The sequence below is a fragment of the Dorea chungnamensis genome, assembly GCF_039832125.1.
In the GTDB taxonomy this organism is placed as follows: domain Bacteria; phylum Bacillota; class Clostridia; order Lachnospirales; family Lachnospiraceae; genus JAFBIX01.
This window is the reverse complement of the sequence record NZ_JBDOHT010000008.1, coordinates 132,887-148,089: the sequence shown is the minus strand read 5'-3', so window position 1 is coordinate 148,089 and position 15,203 is coordinate 132,887. Positions and strand designations below refer to the sequence as shown.

The 15,203-nt window shown below is 42.8% G+C and carries 12 protein-coding genes, 2 tRNA genes and 3 rRNA genes; 1 reads left to right on the top strand and 16 read right to left on the bottom strand.

Annotated features, from left to right (window positions below; translation table 11 throughout):
* The 16 genes from ABE613_RS09140 to ABE613_RS09065 form a co-directional block, all read right to left on the bottom strand.
* Positions 1-89, bottom strand: a 23S ribosomal RNA gene (locus ABE613_RS09140); the annotation flags it as partial.
* Positions 90-578: 489 nt separating this feature from the next.
* Positions 579-651, bottom strand: a tRNA-Ala gene (locus tag ABE613_RS09135).
* A 26-nt stretch (positions 652-677) separates the two neighbouring features.
* A tRNA-Ile gene (locus tag ABE613_RS09130) sits at positions 678-751 on the bottom strand.
* 19 nt (positions 752-770) lie between these two features.
* A 5S ribosomal RNA gene (rrf, locus tag ABE613_RS09125) occupies positions 771-888 on the bottom strand.
* Positions 889-979: 91 nt separating this feature from the next.
* Positions 980-2,512 (bottom strand): 16S ribosomal RNA (locus ABE613_RS09120).
* Positions 2,513-3,036: 524 nt separating this feature from the next.
* Positions 3,037-3,951 (bottom strand): CvpA family protein, encoded by a 915-nt coding sequence (locus ABE613_RS09115; protein ID WP_347376200.1) that lies wholly within the window; start codon positions 3,949-3,951, stop codon positions 3,037-3,039.
* 9 nt (positions 3,952-3,960) lie between these two features.
* The gene (locus ABE613_RS09110) at positions 3,961-5,214 is read right to left on the bottom strand and encodes a DUF5711 family protein (protein ID WP_347376199.1); all 1,254 of its coding nucleotides are present in this window, start codon (positions 5,212-5,214) and stop codon (positions 3,961-3,963) included.
* 125 nt (positions 5,215-5,339) lie between these two features.
* Positions 5,340-6,398, bottom strand: coding sequence for a LysM peptidoglycan-binding domain-containing protein (locus ABE613_RS09105; RefSeq protein ID WP_235231920.1), 1,059 nt, complete (start codon positions 6,396-6,398; stop codon positions 5,340-5,342).
* Between the two features lie 247 nt (positions 6,399-6,645).
* Positions 6,646-7,584, bottom strand: a complete 939-nt coding sequence (locus ABE613_RS09100) for a transketolase family protein (RefSeq protein WP_235231921.1) — start codon at positions 7,582-7,584, stop codon at positions 6,646-6,648.
* The gene (locus tag ABE613_RS09095; protein WP_235231922.1) at positions 7,572-8,408 is read right to left on the bottom strand and encodes a transketolase; all 837 of its coding nucleotides are present in this window, start codon (positions 8,406-8,408) and stop codon (positions 7,572-7,574) included. Before ABE613_RS09095 ends, ABE613_RS09100 begins: the two co-directional genes overlap by 13 nt.
* 10 nt (positions 8,409-8,418) lie before the next feature.
* Positions 8,419-9,072 carry a fructose-6-phosphate aldolase gene (gene fsa / locus ABE613_RS09090; RefSeq protein WP_235231923.1) on the bottom strand — a complete coding sequence of 218 codons (654 nt, stop codon included), beginning with the start codon at positions 9,070-9,072 and terminating at the stop codon, positions 8,419-8,421.
* A gap of 244 nt (positions 9,073-9,316) precedes the next feature.
* Complete coding sequence (locus ABE613_RS09085; RefSeq protein WP_235231924.1) at positions 9,317-10,420, bottom strand: LacI family DNA-binding transcriptional regulator; 1,104 nt, start codon at positions 10,418-10,420, stop codon at positions 9,317-9,319.
* A 95-nt stretch (positions 10,421-10,515) separates the two neighbouring features.
* Complete coding sequence (gene recR / locus ABE613_RS09080; RefSeq protein ID WP_235231925.1) at positions 10,516-11,112, bottom strand: recombination mediator RecR; 597 nt, start codon at positions 11,110-11,112, stop codon at positions 10,516-10,518.
* 15 nt (positions 11,113-11,127) lie between these two features.
* A complete protein-coding gene (locus ABE613_RS09075) occupies positions 11,128-11,481 on the bottom strand; it encodes a YbaB/EbfC family nucleoid-associated protein (RefSeq protein ID WP_235231926.1) in 354 nt (117 codons plus the stop codon).
* A 12-nt stretch (positions 11,482-11,493) separates the two neighbouring features.
* The gene (dnaX, locus tag ABE613_RS09070; RefSeq protein ID WP_235231927.1) at positions 11,494-13,068 is read right to left on the bottom strand and encodes a DNA polymerase III subunit gamma/tau; all 1,575 of its coding nucleotides are present in this window, start codon (positions 13,066-13,068) and stop codon (positions 11,494-11,496) included.
* 27 nt (positions 13,069-13,095) lie between these two features.
* Entirely contained in the window at positions 13,096-14,172 is a 1,077-nt protein-coding gene (locus ABE613_RS09065) for a 6-phosphofructokinase (RefSeq protein ID WP_235231928.1), read from the bottom strand.
* 163 nt (positions 14,173-14,335) lie between these two features.
* On the opposite strand from ABE613_RS09065, the gene map reads away from it, so the two are divergent.
* Positions 14,336-15,145, top strand: coding sequence for a type I methionyl aminopeptidase (gene map / locus ABE613_RS09060; RefSeq protein ID WP_235231929.1), 810 nt, complete (start codon positions 14,336-14,338; stop codon positions 15,143-15,145).
* The last annotated feature ends 58 nt before the right edge of the window (positions 15,146-15,203 follow it).

The window sequence follows — 15,203 nt, the reverse complement described above, 5'->3', positions numbered from 1 at the left end:
GCTCCTCCCCGAAGCTTTTCGCAGCTTATCACGTCTTTCATCGGCTCTTAGTGCCAAGGCATCCACCATACGCTCTTTCTAGCATGACCAACTAGTTTCGAAAGCGGGTGGCAGTTTGTCATGGGCCATGGAAAGCTTGCTTTCCTATGGGCTTTTGACAAATCTGGCAGACATTTGCGAAGCAAATGACATCGATAAGACTGAAAGTCTTAGAGATGACCGCTTCGAAGCGTCGCCTCTGCTTTGTTCTTTCTCCACTTACACATATCTAGCGTAATATGCGTTGGTTCTAGGTCAATTTTTTTCATTCGTTTTCTTCGAATTGTGTTGTAATCATTATCTCATTACTCTGTTTATAACAATTACCTCGGATGTCTTGATTAAGATATTTATCTTATCATTTCTATTTCTTATATGCAATTTTCAAGGTACATATTAGACAATCGTCATGAATCTCGATTCCGCTTCGCTTCATCTCGATCACGGACTGGCGTCCTATGAAATCCACCATCCTCATTCTCATTTGTGCAAGCACAATCGGATGTTTCTGTTGTATTTCACATGACTTATTGTCTGCGTGGAGAATACGAGATTCGAACTCGTGACCTCCTGCTTGCAAGGCAGGCGCTCTCCCAACTGAGCTAATCCCCCATTTATACAATTTATGTTAAAAGGTATGGGCTTAAGTGGACTCGAACCACCGACCTCACGCTTATCAGGCGTGCGCTCTAACCGGCTGAGCTATAAGCCCATCTGTATTAACTTTTTAAATCTGGCAGCCACCTACTCTCCCGCACCGTCTCCAGTGAAGTACCATCGGCCGCTTAAGGCTTAACCATCGTGTTCGGGATGGGTACGGGTGTGTCCCCTAAGCGCATCGCCACCAGAAAGATCCCTGATTCTTTTGACAGAATCTGAAACCATTTAGCTATCTCTTGATAACTAAACAATAAACAACAACCCTTACTTTTTTCCTTAGAAAGGAGGTGATCCAGCCGCACCTTCCGATACGGCTACCTTGTTACGACTTCACCCCAGTTATCGGTCCCACCTTCGACGGCTCCCTCCTAATTGGTTGGGTCACCGGCTTCGGGCGTTACTGACTCCCATGGTGTGACGGGCGGTGTGTACAAGACCCGGGAACGTATTCACCGCGACATTCTGATTCGCGATTACTAGCGATTCCAGCTTCATGTAGTCGAGTTGCAGACTACAATCCGAACTGAGACGTTATTTTTGAGATTTGCTCCCCCTCGCGGGATTGCTTCCCTTTGTTTACGCCATTGTAGCACGTGTGTAGCCCTGGTCATAAGGGGCATGATGATTTGACGTCATCCCCACCTTCCTCCAGGTTATCCCTGGCAGTCTCTCTAGAGTGCCCATCCGAAATGCTGGCTACTAAAGATAAGGGTTGCGCTCGTTGCGGGACTTAACCCAACATCTCACGACACGAGCTGACGACAACCATGCACCACCTGTCTCCCCTGTCCCGAAGGAAAGGCGACATTACTCACCGATCAGGGGGATGTCAAGATCAGGTAAGGTTCTTCGCGTTGCTTCGAATTAAACCACATGCTCCACCGCTTGTGCGGGTCCCCGTCAATTCCTTTGAGTTTCATTCTTGCGAACGTACTCCCCAGGTGGACTACTTATTGCGTTTGCTGCGGCACCGAATAGCTTTGCTACCCGACACCTAGTAGTCATCGTTTACGGCGTGGACTACCAGGGTATCTAATCCTGTTTGCTCCCCACGCTTTCGAGCCTCAACGTCAGTCATCGTCCAGCAAGCCGCCTTCGCCACTGGTGTTCCTCCTAATATCTACGCATTTCACCGCTACACTAGGAATTCCACTTGCCTCTCCGACACTCTAGCATTACAGTTCCAAATGCAGTCCCGGGGTTGAGCCCCGGGCTTTCACATCTGGCTTGCAAAGCCGTCTACGCTCCCTTTACACCCAGTAAATCCGGATAACGCTTGCCCCCTACGTATTACCGCGGCTGCTGGCACGTAGTTAGCCGGGGCTTCTTAGTCAGGTACCGTCATTTTCTTCCCTGCTGATAGAAGTTTACATACCGAAATACTTCATCCTTCACGCGGCGTCGCTGCATCAGAGTTTCCTCCATTGTGCAATATTCCCCACTGCTGCCTCCCGTAGGAGTCTGGGCCGTGTCTCAGTCCCAATGTGGCCGGTCACCCTCTCAGGTCGGCTACTGATCGTCGGCTTGGTAGGCCGTTACCCCACCAACTACCTAATCAGACGCGGGTCCATCTCATACCACCGGAGTTTTTACCACTGTACCATGCGGTACCGTGGTCTTATGCGGTATTAGCAGTCATTTCTAACTGTTATCCCCCCTGTATGAGGCAGGTTACCCACGCGTTACTCACCCGTCCGCCGCTCAGTCAATTAAGTCTTCATCCGAAGAATCATACTTAAGTGCTTCGCTCGACTTGCATGTGTTAAGCACGCCGCCAGCGTTCATCCTGAGCCAGGATCAAACTCTCGTCTAAAAAGCTTAAGTTTGGTTTTACACAAACTTTAGCGTTTAGACGCTTCGCAGTTCTTCGTGAGGTTCTTTCGAACTCAGAACTGTCGAAGCATCATTAAGTTCGTTCCAGGTCAAGAAAACTACTAGCTTTCTTATCCCTTTTACTGTTTTAAGGTCGACATCTAAATGTCTCGTTCTGAATTTTTCTCTTAAAGAAATCTTCAGGGTTGTTGTCTATTGTTTAATTATCAAGGTTCTTTGTTTTGTTGTCTCATTCGCGACAGCCATATTAATATATCATATGTTTTCTCGCTTGTCAACAACTTTTTTAATTTGTTTTTTGTCGTCCATTCCCAAGTGTTTCTAACACCTAAGCGACAACTTTTATAGGATATCATGTCTCCAAATCTTTGTCAACATTTTTTTGATATCTTTTTTGGATTTTTTCATTTCCAAAGTCTTTCCGTATAAAAATCCACCACGTTTTCGCGGTGGATTTTTATAATATCATTTTTTATTCTTAACGTCAAGTAGTTTCTTTATTTTTTAGTGAAATATTGTCGCCAGCTTCATAATCGGATTATATTCATATAACATTGTAAGAAATTGATTTTCCTGAATCATCTGAAATAACTCTTTTCCAACAGTTGTTGTATACATTAAAGTAATTATAATATATAACGTCCACACAATGACCATTGCTCCAACCATTCCTATAACTCCTCCCGCAAGCCGATTAACAATTCCAACACCCGGAAGAGAAGAGACAATATCCAGCGCAAATACAATTGCACGCAATATGATAGAGATTAAGACAAAAGTAATCAAAAACGCTACTATATTAATAATCAACTTGGCCAGATAACTACCTACATACTGTGCAAATGTTTCTACGCCAAGTTGTTGGTAAATCTCACTATTATTATTAACCGCCAAAAGACTCTTGAACACATTCGGAAGATCTGCCTGTTGTATGGCTTGCGTCTGCATTTCCCTCGGTATCTCTGCCCCTTCTATCGCCTGCTCAACAGTCTGCTGCCCCGAATCGAGACCGTCCAATACATTTCCGGATATTCCGTATTGAGCAAGATCTTCTTTGCTTATATTTCCATTTACAATATCTTCTATAGTAATACCATACTGTGACAATAGATCTTCCTCGACTCCTGCTGCTTCTAATACTTTTCTGACACTTTCTTCCGAAAGACCTCCTGACTCCTCTCCAGAAGCCTGAGAAACCGCCGCATTTGCCATTGTGCTGATTACCTGATTCTTAATCACATCATCCATAGGTGTATACTTTTCAATCGCCTTCGCCACATATGGCGTTGCAAAAAACACCAGTACAAGTGTAACAATTGTTGTTGCAAGAGATACTGCTATTTTAATCGCACCTCTACAAATCCCAACAATTATACTGACCAAGAAAATTACACCAACTGTTATCAATAACCAATTCATAAGTTCTCCTTATTTCACAAGACGGATTTTTTTCATTCCATCTGTGCTCATCAAAATGTACTTATTAACACCTGCAACCGGGAAAATCTCCAATATATTATCATCCATTTCCCCATCAAACTTCTGTATGCCACTTTTCATAAATATACTACATTTTTTACTATCATACAGAATCACTTGTCCGCCGCAGATTTTTGCATTTGCATAATCACCTGTAAAATCTTCCGACAGAACCACCTTCCCATGGGAATTATAAAGGCGAAGCTCATAGCCTTCTTTTCCTTCATTTTTAAGGACCATACCAATATATTTGTCGCTGTGGAACAAGCTTTTTATCTCTTTTTCAATCGTAATCTTAGTCTCTTCTTTCGGGATCTCCCTACCTTGATATATGGACAGGCAATTATCTCCAACCGCCACTGAAGCAGAACTATTGAGGAAAAATCCCGAAGCCATAATAGTATCTTCATATTCCTTCGTCGTTACCTGGTGATCGGCATCTTCCTCGCCTGCCTCACCAAAATTATAGTAAATTACTTTTGAAGTAATCTTTCCATCCTGCGTATAAAGATACAGAACCTGCATTACTTCTCCATTTGCCGACAAAGCCACATCAAGCGGATAGCCGGTTCCAGCCAAAGAAGTTTTATGCTCTACCAGCACATTTCCCGCCGTATCGTAACACATTATTTTTGCCGAAGATTCATTCTTTAATATCGCACTAACGATACCTTGCTCAGATACGCTTATTTTCTCAATCGGTATCGTGGTATGAATCTCTCCTTTTATACCATTCTTCTGGAATACAAGGATATCATTTCCACCTTTATCAGCTACTGCTGCCGCTTTCTCTCCCACATCAACAAATGGATTTTTCATCTGATAGGATTGATTCCATTGTTCTTCACCATTTTGATCAAGATAGGAGATACCATCACGGCTATATTTTAACACTCCCTCTGAAAACTGTATGTAGCTGTTATTTGATGTGCCGCTGTTCTGATATGAATCTATGGTTCTTGCCTGATTGTATGTCTGAAGATTCACAAGAAGATAAATACCAACCATTGCCACAAGTACTACTGCCACACAAATAATTCTCTTGCGCCACTGCTCTTTCTTGTGTTGTTTGATCTGCTCATTCAGTTCTTCTTGTGGGGTATTTTTATTATTCAATTCTTGCATTATATCTTTTACAATCTCATCTGTTGGATCTTCCTGTTCTCTGACAACATGAAGGTTTTTATTTCTCCGTTGTATCATCTGTCTCCCCTTCATTCGTTCTTCCGCAGAGCGGTGGTTCTTACCCTATCGAACTTCTTCGCTTCTTACGCCGTGCTCACTTCACACGACTTTGTGCTTTCGTGAACATTGTAACACATTTCCGGTTAGGGGAGTAGTAGTTTTTGTCCGATGTAAATGAGATTGCCATCGGATAACCCGTTCATTTTGCAGATTGCTGTTACATGAGAGGAATCTCCGTATAGTTTTACGCTGATGCTATCCAGGGTGTCACCCTTTTTTACAACGTAATAATCATCTTCACTTAATTCCTCTTGTATTGTTGAAGTCTCTGGTACAGTACCCTGAGCAGCTACTTCATCTGCACTCTCTGCACTACCGCCTGTTTCAACTACCGTTTCCTCACTTACGGTTTTGTTCTGACTTCCTGCTTGATCAACAGATTGCGACAGAGATTCCAGTGAACTTTGAACCGCCTCCATTTTGTCAAAGTTATTAACCGTCGATACCCCAATCGCAAGCACTACTACCACCAACAGCACGCTGGTTGCATAGACCAATCTCGAATTTTGCCGTTGTTCTTTATCTTCCATTTTCGTTCTTACGGCACTACGAAAATCCTTTGCAGCTCGATCCTCAACCATTTCACTGGGTGTCACGCCATTCTTTTTGCGTGTCGCAATCATATAATTTTGCATGGAAGGATTTTTTTCATAATATATATAATGTCCTCCCATCTGCATCAGTTCACCATATTTATGAGCATAATATAACTCCTCATTATCTCTGGCATCTTTCCAAATAAATATGGTATTTTCTCCCGAAAATGTTTTCGCGTGTATCTTTGAAATTTCCCGAATCTGTCCCATAGGATGACCACTCTCAATAAGTCCCCATCCAACGATCTGACTGAATGCAAAAAACTTTTTCCGCTCTCCTTCCATCTCTTCAAGCGTCTCTTCTTTAATAACGATCTCCGTACTAGTTACTTCAATTTCTTTCATCTGCATAGCGCCAGAAATATAAACCACATCCTGCCCCTCTTGATTCAGTATTTCACCAATCAGCATGACACCTATCGGTTCCTCAGACGCCTGTTGCTGTAGCTGAGTCAAATAGATATCCACATAATCTTCTACGTATATTTTAGGCTCATCACTTACGTTTCCTATCTGCCTTACATTTTTGGGAAATTGTCTTTCCATATACTCTCACCTCATCTTGAATATTTTTGCTAATGATAGCATACGAAATCTGCATATTTTATCAATTGATGGGACCTGTCCCAAAAACTTTCCGCCATATTACGACCGGGTACAGGGTATTTGCCAAAAAGGTACAGGGCATTTGTCAATTGGGGACGTAGTATTTTGTAAAAATACTACGTCCCCAATTGACAAAAAGAAGAAAACACACCCACAGGATGTGTCTTCTTCTTTCAGGAAATGTTTTTTATACAAACGCTTTTACTTTTTCGTAAATGCTATTTGCATCTAGTCCGTATTTTTTAATCAGTTCCACTGCTGGTCCTGATTCGCCATATACATCATTAATACCGATTTTCATAACTTTTGCAGGAGCTTTTTCTGCAACTACGTCGCAAACTGCGCTTCCCAATCCGCCAATGATTGAATGTTCTTCTACTGTTACAATCTTTCCAGTCTTAGCTGCTGCTGCGATAACTGCTTCTTCATCCAATGGTTTGATGGTGTGCATGTTGATTACTTCTGCGCTGATTCCATCCTCTGCCAGTTTTTCTGCTGCTGCCAGTGACTCAGACACTGGAAGACCAGATGCGATAATCGTAACATCGGTACCTTCACGCAGGGTAATTGCTTTTCCGAGTTCAAATTTATAGTCTTCGTTATCGTTGATTACAGGGACCGCAAGTCTTCCAAATCGAAGATATACTGGACCCTCATGTTCATAAGCTGCTTTTACTGCCGCTTTTGCCTCTACATCATCAGAAGGGTTGATAACAACCATTCCCGGAATAGTTCTCATCAGGGCAATATCTTCATTGCACTGGTGTGTTGCGCCATCTTCTCCTACGGAGATTCCAGCATGTGTTGCACCAATTTTCACATTTAATTTCGGATAACCAACAGAGTTACGTACTTGCTCATAGGCGCGTCCCGCTGCGAACATTGCAAAGGAACTTGCAAATGGTACTTTTCCGGTTGTTGCGATTCCTGCAGCGACACCGATCATATTGCATTCTGCAATACCACAGTCGATATGACGCTCTGGGAAAGCTTTTTTAAATGTTCCTGTCTTTGTTGCTGCTGCCAGGTCGGCATCCAGAACAACAACATCTTCATGTTCTTTTCCCAACTCAACTAAAGCATTACCGTAGCTTTCTCTTGTTGCGATTTTCTTTACTTCTGACATAATGCTTCACCTACTTTCTCTAAGTCTGCCATTGCAACCGCGTACTGCTCATCGTTTGGAGCGGTTCCGTGCCAGGACACCTGATTTTCCATAAAGGAAACTCCTTTTCCTTTCAATGTCTTTGCGATAATCGCTGTCGGCTGCCCCTTAGTTTCTCTTGCTTCTTTAAATGCAGCATCGATCTCATCAAAATCATTTCCATTAATATTAATTACGTGGAAATTAAATGCCTCAAATTTCTTGTCGATTGGGTACGGAGAGTTGACCTCATCAATCGGGCCATCAATCTGCAGATTATTGTTATCCACGATCACTACCAGGTTGTCCAACTTTCTGAAGCCCGCAAGCATAGACGCTTCCCACACCTGACCTTCCTGAATCTCTCCATCTCCAAGCAGCGTGTATACACGATAAGCATCTCCAGATAATTTTGCGGAAATTGCCATACCTACAGCCGCTGAGATTCCTTGTCCCAGAGAACCACTTGACATATCCACACCAGGAATGTGCTTCATGTCAGGATGTCCCTGAAGGTAAGAACCTACTTTACGCAATGTGGTAAGATCTTCTACCGGGAAGAACCCTCTGTGTGCCAAGGTAGAATAATATCCCGGTGCAGTGTGACCTTTTGACAATACAAAACGGTCGCGGTCAGCTTTTTTCGGATCCTTCGGATCGATATTCATTTCTTCAAAAAACAGATAGGTATAGATATCTGCAGCAGATAAGGAGCCGCCTGGATGTCCTGATTTTGCACTGTGTACAGCCGTCACAATACCCTTGCGAACCTCATTTGCTGTCTTCATTAACTCTAACTTATTCATGAGCTGCCTCCTACTCTCCAAATACTGCTTTATAATCTGCCTGGAATTTTGCAATTCCTGCATCTGTTAATGGATGTTTTGTCATCTGCTCAATTACAGAATACGGAACTGTTGCAATATCAGCACCAGCCAATGCGCAGTCTGTTACATGCATTGGATGACGTACACTTGCTGCGATGATTTCAGTCTTTATTCCAGCAACACGGAAGATCTCTGCGATCTCTGCGATCAAGTCTGTACCTCTTACAGAGATATCATCCAGACGTCCTAAGAAAGGAGATACATATGTTGCGCCTGCTCTTGCTGCCAGAAGTGCCTGATTTGCTGTGAAGATCAATGTCACATTTGTCTTGATTCCTTCAGCTGTCAGCTGTTTGCAAGCTTTCAGTCCTTCTACAGTCATAGGAATCTTAACAACCATATTCGGGTGAATCTTTGCGATTTCTCTTCCTTCTGCGATCATTCCCTCTGCATCAACAGTTGTTGCTTTTACTTCTCCACTGATTGGACCGTCTACAATAGAAGCGATCTCAGCGATAACTTCCTCAAATACTCTTCCTTCTTTTGCAATCAAAGATGGATTTGTAGTTACACCACAAATTACTCCCATGTCATTTGCTTTCTTAATATCCTCTACCTTCGCTGTGTCAATGAAAAATTTCATTTCGCTTTTCCTCCTTATAAATCCGCTATTTACTTCATGATTGGATTATAACTTACACCATGAAGATTGGTCAATAGCGCTTATTTATTATTAATAATTTTGTTTATTAATAATTTTATTTTATCAATTATTTTATTCTATTTTTTTCTTTCGTTTCTTAATAAACAGATTTTTATTCTCGCACTTTCAGCATTTTTTCCAGATGCATTACCGGAAAATATTAATAATATTTTTTCAAAATGAATTAATTTTTCTTTTTTCTTTTCTCTTTTGCATAAGATGTTGTTCCCCGTATGATCAACTGTGGTTCATACTCTACATGGTATGTGCTGATCGGCTCAATCTCTGAATATCTCGTATCATGGGATGCGATTTTCTTCATAATAATATCGCAGGCATCTCTGCCCTTAAAAATAACAAAATGTTCAATCGTCGTAAGATCCACTTTATGCATTCGGGCAAACAAAGTATTATCACAACCCATAACGGACATCTCTGACGGAACTTTTATCTTCGCTTCATGAAGCGCATCCAGAATTCCAAATGCAATCATATCGTTCAGTCCAACAATCGCGGTAATCTCCCGATTTTCCTGCAAAAGCTCTTTTGTCAAATCATAGCCAATCTTATATTCCGAATCAATGAGAGCAACATCAAGGTCTATCTCTTCTTTCGCAGCCTTAATAATTACATTTTCCCGCAAACCAGCCTTTTCATACTCTTTCAAAAATCCTTCTACACGTTTGGAACGTTGTTTTTGGCGCGCAGTCAAAGGCGGTGCAATATATGCCACATTGCGATGCCCCAGTTCCAGGAGGTGACGGGCCATAATTCTTCCAAGCTTAGAATTATCCAATTCCACCGCATCTACATTCATTTTTTCATTCTGATTATTAATAATCGCCACCGGAATCTTCTGAGACAACTCCTTTACCAGATCCATAAAACAATGACTCGGATTACAAGTATAGATAATTCCCAGGGGACGCAGCTCCCACATCATCTTCAGATATCGTTCTTCCATCTTCAGATCACGCTGCGTATTGCATACAAACAGACCAAATCCCTGCTCCTTAGCACGGGATTCAATCCCCTGAAGCAACATAACATAATACGGGTTGGTCAGATTCGAACAGAATACCACCAATAATTTTTCCTTTTTTGTGCCCTTTTTCTTCTTGCGCTTCGGCGGAACATATCCCAGTTCTCTGGCCGCACGTTCCACTTTTTCCACCGTTTCCTTGGAAAACGATACATTGTATTTTTTATTTAAGACCATTGAAACCGTAGACTGGGATACCCCTGCTACCTCAGCTATATCCATAGATGTAATTTTCTTCTTTTTCATCCTCACTCACCTCATTTGGGGACAGGGTAAATCTAATTGGGGACAGGGATATTTTAATTTGGGACGGAGGAAAACGAAAAAACCCCCGTCCCAAATTACAATTGTGTTCTTCCTTCCAATGCCCGAAGCAGGGTTACTTCATCTATATATTCCAGATCTCCTCCCACTGGGACACCGCTGGCAATCCGGCTGACTTTAATTCCGGTCGGCTTTATCAGCTTGCTAAGGTACATTGCAGTGGTCTCACCTTCCAAACTTGAATTAGTGGCGATAATCACTTCTTCTACATCTCCCTGCAGTCGTTCCATAAGCTCTTTCAGCTTAATGTCGTCCGGTCCGATCCCGAGCATGGGCGAGATTGCACCGTGAAGTACATGATACACGCCGTCGTACTTGCCGGTTTTTTCGTATGCCGCCAGATCTCTGGTATTTTCCACGACCATAATTGTCTTGTGATCTCGATTACTATTACTGCAGATCGGACACATTTCCTGATCCGTCAGAGTATAACATTCTGAACAATATCGGATGTTCTCTCTTGCCTCGACCATGGTGGATGCCAGCCTTTTTACATCTTCTAAAGGCATATGAACCAAGTGAAAAGCCAGCCTTGCCGCTGACTTTGATCCTATGCCCGGAAGGCATGACAATTCTTCAATTAATTTGCTCATCTGGTTACTGTAGTAATCCATATTTTGCACTCCCCGTTAGAATAATCCCGGCATCTGACCGCCCATGCCGCCGGTAAACTTAGCCATTGCGGATGCCGACTCAGCATCTACTTTATCCATGGCTTCATTTACCGCTGCAACGATCAGATCTTCTAACATCTCTACATCATCCGGATCAACCACTTCTTCAGCTAACTTTACTTTCAATACTTTCTTCGCGCCGGAGACCGTCACTTCCACAGCTCCGCCGCCCGCGGTTGCACTGAATTCTTTTGTCTCCATCTCTTTTGCCTGTTCTTCCATCTGGCGCTGCATCTTCTGTGCCTGTTTCATCAGATTCGCCATATTTCCCGGCATCCCGCCTCCTGGAAATCCACCTCTTTTTGCCATATTCATATCCTCCTACTCATCTTCTATTGTTATATCCATGTGGATCAGATTTTCAATATCAACAAAATGATCCTCAAACTTGCGTCCTTCTTCTAATTGTCGGACTTCTACTTCCATTCGCTTCCCAATCTTTTCTTCAATCAACCCTTCAATCTCTGCCTTATGTTCTGCTGCGGCGACAAAGCTTGCACTAACTTCATCCGGGAGCACAATAAGCAGACGATTACCTTCTCCTGCGCTAAGTCTTGCCTTTTTAAGATAAGTTCTAAGCAGCGGAGAGGCATCATTTGCAATCACACGAAAATCTTTCACCACTGCTTTCACATCTTCATTCAGCGCCTTGGGAATCTCCGGTTTTGACTGTTGCGATGTCTGCTGCGCCTGCTCTCCATTTACATAGACAACTCTTTCCTTTACTTTGGCTTCCGGCAGACCCTCTTCCAATTGTTTTTCGATTGCCCGGATACGATCCAGAAGAGCATCTGGATTCCGATCCATCTCTGGTTTGCACAACTTAATCAATGTCACTTCCAAAAGAACTCTTTTTTGGCTTGCGTATTTCAACTGATTGGTAAGATCTGAGAAGATTCTAATATAACGGATCAGTGTCTCATTGTCAATCATCTGCGCCTCTTCTTTTAGCTGAACCAGATTCTCTGTGGACACATCCAGTACGTCCTCCATATTATCAGAACTTTTTACCAGCAGCAAGTTTCTGAGATACCAGGTAAAATCTGCTGCAAGCTGAGACAGTTCACGGCCTTGCATGACCAATTCATCTACCGTTTCAATCACTTTATGCACATCCATGACCAGAAGTTCCCGAAGAAGCCGGCTAAACACTTCTGTATCTACAGCCCCCAGGACTTCCAGCACATGGTCATAGGTCAGTTTTTCTCCAATATAAAAAGCAACACATTGATCCAGAAGACTAAGCGAATCTCGCATGGAGCCATCTGCCATCTTAGCAATATAGCGAACCGCCTTTTCTTCTACATCCCACTGTTCTTTATCAATTAATTCCCGAAGCCTTGCGGAAATAGTTTCGATAGAAATTCTTTTAAAATCATACCGTTGGCATCGGCTCAAAATCGTGATCGGAATTTTATGCGCTTCTGTAGTCGCCAGGATAAAGATAACATACTCCGGCGGTTCCTCCAAAGTTTTCAGCAACGCATTGAACGCTCCAATAGAGAGCATATGAACCTCATCTATAATATATACTTTGTAGCGTCCTTCCGTCGGACGATATGACACTTCCTCCCGGATTTCACGGATATTATCCACACCGTTGTTAGATGCCGCATCAATCTCGATGACATTCATAGAAGCTCCAGACGCAATCGCTTTACACATGGCACACTCACCGCAAGGACTTCCGTCAATTGGATGTTCACAATTAACTGCTTTGGCAAATATCTTTGCCACCGTTGTTTTCCCGGTTCCCCGCGTTCCACAGAACAGATATGCATGTCCTATACGGTCTGCCATGATCTGATTTTTTAATGTCTTTACAATTGCATCCTGCCCCTTTACATCCTCAAACTCATCCGGACGAAATTTTCGATATAATGCCGTATATGACATTCTCTACACTCCCCGCTTCTTACGTCTTTATTTTGTACCGAAACTGATGCCCGTCATCTCTGCTTCCTTGATAATGCTGGAATTCGGATCAACATATTTCAGCTTACCGGCAACTTCTGCTAATGGAACACGTACAATTTCATTTTTCTTCACGCCCATCATACAGCCATAATTTCCTTCCAGAATTGCCTCTGCCGCTGCTGCACCAAGTCTCGTTGCAAGCACACGGTCATACGGGCACGGAGAACCACCACGCTGTGTATGGCCCGGAACAGTAATACGAACTTCCTGATCTGTCTTCTTCTGAATTCTTTCAGCCACTTCATATGCAACAGAAGGATATTTCTTCTTTGCTACCTTCTCTTTCATCTCTTTTTTGGATAGCTTGGCATCTTCTTTTGAAATTGCACCTTCAGCAACAGCGATAATCGTAAATCTCTTTCCTGCTGCTTTTCTCTTATTGATAGCATCCACCACCACATCAATATCATATGGAATCTCAGGAAGCAGAATAATATCTGCACCACCTGCAATTCCTGCATGGAGTGTTACCCATCCGACTTTATGTCCCATGATCTCAACAATAAATACGCGGCTGTGTGATGTCGCAGTCGTGTGAATCTTATCAATCGTATCCGTAGCAATATCTACCGCACTCTGGAAACCAAACGTCATATCCGTTCCCCACAGATCGTTGTCAATCGTCTTTGGAAGTGTAATGACATTCAATCCTTCCTCGCGAAGCATATTCGCTGTCTTATGTGTTCCATTACCGCCAAGTACCACGAGACAATCCAGATTCAATTTGTGATAAGTATGTTTCATTGCTTCAACCTTGTCCAAACCGTTCTCGTCTGGTACTCTCATCAATTTAAACGGCTGTCTGGAAGTCCCAAGAATTGTTCCTCCAACCGTCAGAATTCCTGAGAAATCCCTGGAAGTCAGCATCTTAAAATTAGAATAAATCAATCCCTTATAGCCTTCTTGAAATCCATAGATCTCAACATCGTCTCTCTTTGAACAGATTCCTTTTACAACGCCACGCATAGCTGCATTTAAAGCCTGGCAGTCTCCTCCACTTGTAAGCATTCCTATTCTTAACATACGCCTGCTCCTTTCACACTCGAACTTATTACACTTTAGTTTATCACAGAGTATGATGCAATTACAAGGAGAGGACGGGGGTTTTTGAAAAAACCCCATCCCCTCTTGACAAAGGATGCTATAATTATAAGTAAAGTATTTTGCAAAGAAAGTAGGTAATATTGTGGATAAACTGGATATAAAATTATGGTCTCTGGCCGCCAAGGGACAGATTGTTCCTGACCGTTCTCTTTTAAAGACTCCGGCGCAGATCGAAGCAATCAGAAAGAGCGCCGATTTGAACACAGCGGTCCTGGATCATGTGGCTGCCCATATTCACGAGGGCATGAGTACAGCAGAAATTGACAGACTGGTTTATGATTTCACAACGGAGCATGGCGGAATCCCAGCACCGCTTAATTATGAAGGTTTCCCAAAGAGCGTATGTACCTCTATTAACAACGTCATCTGCCATGGGATTCCATCCGAAGATGAGATTTTGAGAAACGGGGATATCATCAATGTGGATGTATCTACTATTCTGAATGGTTATTTTTCAGATGCTTCCCGCATGTTTACTATCGGAGATGTATCTCCTGAGGCAGCGAAGCTGGTACAGGTAACGAAGGAATGCGTGGAACTCGGTCTCAAAGAGGCGAAACCTTGGGGACACCTGGGGGATATTGCTTACGCAATTAACTCTCACGCACAAAAGAATGGCTACTCTGTTGTCGAAGAAATTGGAGGCCACGGCATTGGCCTTGCTTTCCACGAAGACCCTTTTGTCAGCTATGTAACTCCTAAGGGAAGTGAAATGGTTTTGGTTCCAGGCATGATGTTCACCATCGAACCAATGATCAACGAAGGCAGCCCTGATTTCTTCATCGACGAAGAGAATGGCTGGACCGTCTATACTATGGATGATAGCCTGTCTGCCCAGATTGAATACATGGTACTGATTACAGAAGATGGTGTAGAAGTACTATCGAAATAATAATTGCTTTCTAGTGTCTGCCACAGAAAAAAAGGAAAAGGAAAACGTCTGCAAATTA

What these genes read in the sequence shown, in the direction of transcription:
- ABE613_RS09095 (WP_235231922.1), bottom strand. Translation starts at nt 8,408, where the DNA reads ATGAATAAGTTAGAGTTAATGAAGACAGCAAATGAGGTTCGCAAGGGT.
- ABE613_RS09075 (WP_235231926.1), bottom strand. Translation starts at nt 11,481, where the DNA reads ATGGCAAAAAGAGGTGGATTTCCAGGAGGCGGGATGCCGGGAAATATG.
- fsa (WP_235231923.1), bottom strand. Translation starts at nt 9,072, where the DNA reads ATGAAATTTTTCATTGACACAGCGAAGGTAGAGGATATTAAGAAAGCA.
- ABE613_RS09110 (WP_347376199.1), bottom strand. Translation starts at nt 5,214, where the DNA reads ATGATACAACGGAGAAATAAAAACCTTCATGTTGTCAGAGAACAGGAA.
- ABE613_RS09065 (WP_235231928.1), bottom strand. Translation starts at nt 14,172, where the DNA reads ATGTTAAGAATAGGAATGCTTACAAGTGGAGGAGACTGCCAGGCTTTA.
- dnaX (WP_235231927.1), bottom strand. Translation starts at nt 13,068, where the DNA reads ATGTCATATACGGCATTATATCGAAAATTTCGTCCGGATGAGTTTGAG.
- ABE613_RS09105 (WP_235231920.1), bottom strand. Translation starts at nt 6,398, where the DNA reads ATGGAAAGACAATTTCCCAAAAATGTAAGGCAGATAGGAAACGTAAGT.
- recR (WP_235231925.1), bottom strand. Translation starts at nt 11,112, where the DNA reads ATGGATTACTACAGTAACCAGATGAGCAAATTAATTGAAGAATTGTCA.
- ABE613_RS09115 (WP_347376200.1), bottom strand. Translation starts at nt 3,951, where the DNA reads ATGAATTGGTTATTGATAACAGTTGGTGTAATTTTCTTGGTCAGTATA.
- ABE613_RS09100 (WP_235231921.1), bottom strand. Translation starts at nt 7,584, where the DNA reads ATGTCAGAAGTAAAGAAAATCGCAACAAGAGAAAGCTACGGTAATGCT.
- ABE613_RS09085 (WP_235231924.1), bottom strand. Translation starts at nt 10,420, where the DNA reads ATGAAAAAGAAGAAAATTACATCTATGGATATAGCTGAGGTAGCAGGG.